The sequence below is a fragment of the Xanthobacter sp. BG11Y11_SDJG genome, from assembly GCF_057364445.1.
The window spans coordinates 1-1,726 of record NZ_JBNFNU010000604.1; the positions used below are offsets into that span (position 1 = coordinate 1).

At 67.6% G+C, this 1,726-nt stretch carries 2 protein-coding genes; both read left to right on the forward strand.

Annotated elements, in window-relative coordinates; translation table 11 throughout:
• Positions 1 to 337 precede the first annotated feature (337 nt).
• A complete protein-coding gene (locus AC2W7M_RS24885; RefSeq protein WP_486135734.1) occupies positions 338 to 874 on the forward strand; it encodes a phasin family protein in 537 nt (178 codons plus the stop codon).
• A gap of 207 nt (positions 875 to 1,081) precedes the next feature.
• Positions 1,082 to 1,555 (forward strand): phasin, encoded by a 474-nt coding sequence (locus AC2W7M_RS24890; RefSeq protein ID WP_486135736.1) that lies wholly within the window; start codon positions 1,082 to 1,084, stop codon positions 1,553 to 1,555.
• Positions 1,556 to 1,726 lie beyond the last annotated feature (171 nt).

A 1,726-nucleotide genomic window follows, 5' to 3' on the forward strand; every position in this document is an offset into this window, starting at 1 on the left:
CGAGGCGGATGGCGGCTGCATTCGCGTCCAGCACGCGCGCCCGCTCGGCATCCGCGAGGAAGGCGGGCGGCGACGCCGCGGCCAGCGCCTCCGGGCGCGGTCCGGACAGGTCAAGGGGACGTGATTTCGTCTCCGTCATCGTCTTGGTCCGCGAATACCTTCCAGCTTGCCTCGGGCGCCGTGCCTGCTTGGCCGGCTATTGTGGCGGGCAATGATTAACGCCGCCGCAATCGGGCGAATTTGACCTCTTTCATATTGCCGAGGTGCGGGCGGAGCATACTAAGATCGCGAGGGCGCGCGGCCGACGGCCCCGGCCCCAACCCGAGGAGTGACGCCCATGACGAAGATCGGTCCGGACTTGGAGTTGCCCGCGGAGATGCGCGCCATCGCGGAGAAGAATGTGGCCCAGGCGCGGCAGGCGTTCGAGACGCTGTTCCAGAGCGCGCGCGACGCGGTTGGCGACGGCGAGGGTCGGCTGGAGGAAATGCGCACCTCCATGAAGGACCTGCGCCAGAAGACCATCGGCCTGATGGAGGCCAACGTCGCGGCGAGCTTCGACTTCCTGCACAAGCTGGTGGCCGCCAAGAGCCCGCAGGAGATGATGAGCCTGCAGGCCGAGTTCCTCTCCAGCCAGATGCAGGCGGTCGCCGAGCAGGCCAAAGCTCGGCGCCGAGGCCAAGGCGCTGGGCGAGAACACGGTGCGCACCTCGACGAGCACGCCCGCGCGCTGGCGGAGCGGGTGAAGACGCTGAGCGCCACGGCGGCCCAGAACGCCCAGGATGCGGCTCAGGATCTCAAGTCCATGGGCGAGTCCGCCATGCGCGATGCCAAGACCACCGCCGATCAGGCCGTCGACCCCAACTTCCGTCAGTAGGCGGTTTCTCGTTACCTAAATTGTTGTGCGGCGCAAAATGATTTTGCGCCGCACGAACGCCTCGATTATAAGGGTCGCGGGGTCAGGGCCAGTGCCCGGAGCCGTGTCGCGTAGCGCCTTTCGCTTGCCGGACGGTCGACTGCGCCACCCGTCCCGCGCGCGCCCCCGTCCTCCCAAAGCCGCCCCCCCGAGCGACCCGAGGATGCTATGAACGACACCTTCATCAAGGCTTATCAGGACCAGCTGGAAGCGGCCAAGAAGGCCTTCTCCGCCAACGGCATGCCCGCCTTCGAGGTGCCGCCGGCCATGCGCGATGTGGCCGAGAAGGGCCTCGCCGCCTGCCGCGACAATTACGACAAGCTCAAGACCTCGGCCGAGCAGGTGAACGCGGCCATCGAGGACAGCTGCACCACCGCCAGCAAGGGCGTCTCCGCGTTCAACGTGAAGATGCTCGAGGCGCTGCAGACCAACATGAATTCCTCGTTCGACTATTTCAACGCGCTGCTGACCGCCAAGACCCTGGCGGAGGCGGTGGAGCTGTCCACCGGCCACGCCCGCAAGCAGTTCGAGACCGTCTCCGCCCAAGCCAAGGACCTTTCCGCCCTGGCCCAGAAGGTGGCGGCCGACACCTCCGAGCCGCTGAAGTCCACGGTCGAGAAGACCGTCCGCCCCGCGGCCTGATGGCCAGCCTGCGCTGCTGACCGCAAGCGCAGCCATGGCGTGGTTCACCGACCGCCCGGGCGCCACAGGTGCCGGGCGGTTTGGTTTCTGGACGGTGCCGCCGTCTCCCAAGAGGGTTGCTCCGGGCGGCCGAAATCGAGCCGGATCGCGCGCGACCCAAACGCTCGCCCT

What these genes read in the sequence shown, in the direction of transcription:
- AC2W7M_RS24885 (WP_486135734.1), top strand. Translation starts at nt 338, where the DNA reads ATGACGAAGATCGGTCCGGACTTGGAGTTGCCCGCGGAGATGCGCGCC.
- AC2W7M_RS24890 (WP_486135736.1), top strand. Translation starts at nt 1,082, where the DNA reads ATGAACGACACCTTCATCAAGGCTTATCAGGACCAGCTGGAAGCGGCC.